The sequence below is a fragment of the Peptoniphilus sp. SGI.035 genome, from assembly GCF_050315115.1.
Taxonomy (GTDB): Bacteria; Bacillota; Clostridia; order Tissierellales; family Peptoniphilaceae; genus Peptoniphilus_A.
Genome location: NZ_JBNPOJ010000054.1, coordinates 1 through 1,145, shown reverse-complemented (window position 1 = coordinate 1,145; position 1,145 = coordinate 1). Strand labels below are relative to the sequence as shown.

Sequence of the window (1,145 nt, the reverse complement as noted above, 5' to 3'; positions counted from 1 at the left end):
GTAAACATTGGAACAATTGGTCACGTTGACCACGGTAAAACAACACTTACAGCAGCAATCACACTTGTAATGAACAAGAGATATGGCAGCGGAGAATTCGTAGATTACGCACACATTGACAAAGCACCAGAAGAAAGAGAAAGAGGAATAACAATTTCAACATCTCACGTAGAATACGAAACACCAAACAGACACTACGCACACGTAGACTGCCCAGGACACGCTGACTATGTAAAGAACATGATCACAGGAGCAGCACAAATGGACGGAGCAATCCTAGTAGTATCAGCAGCAGACGGTCCAATGCCACAAACAAGAGAACACATTCTACTAGCACGTCAAGTAGGAGTACCAAAGATAGTAGTATTCCTAAACAAAGAAGACCAAGTAGACGATCCAGAACTAATTGAATTAGTAGAAATGGAAGTAAGAGACCTATTATCAGAATACGACTTTGACGGAGACAACACACCAATCATAGTAGGATCAGCACTAAAAGCATTAGACGATCCAGAAGGAGAATGGGGAGACAAAATCGTAAAACTAATGGAAGCAGTAGACGAATACATTCCAACACCAGCAAGAGACACAGAACACCCATTCCTAATGCCAATAGAAGACATCTTCTCAATCACAGGAAGAGGAACAGTAGCAACAGGAAGAGTAGAACAAGGCGTAGTAAAAGTAGGCGACACAGTAGAAGTAGTAGGGTTAACAGACGAAAAGAGACAAGTAGTAGTAACAGGTGTAGAAATGTTTAGAAAACAACTAGACCAAGCCCAAGCAGGAGACAACATAGGAGCACTACTAAGAGGAGTACAAAGAGAAGAAATACAAAGAGGACAAGTACTAGCAGCACCAGGAACAATACACCCACACACAAAATTTGAAGCCGAAGTATACGTACTAACAAAAGAAGAAGGTGGAAGACACACACCATTCTTTAACGGATACAGACCACAATTCTACTTCAGAACAACAGACGTAACAGGAGATATCCAACTAAAAGAAGGAACAGAAATGGTAATGCCAGGAGACAACTCCACATTTACAGTAACACTAATCACACCAATAGCAATGGACGAAGGATTAAGATTTGCCATTCGTGAAGGTGGAAGAACAGTAGCATCAGGAGTAGTATCAAA

1 protein-coding gene is annotated in these 1,145 nt (G+C 41.2%); it reads left to right on the top strand.

Translation table 11 applies throughout. The annotated features are described in order from the left end of the window. The coding region (gene tuf, locus ACQRC6_RS09765; protein WP_427848750.1) for an elongation factor Tu at nucleotides 1-1,145 on the top strand (1,145 nt) is incomplete at both ends.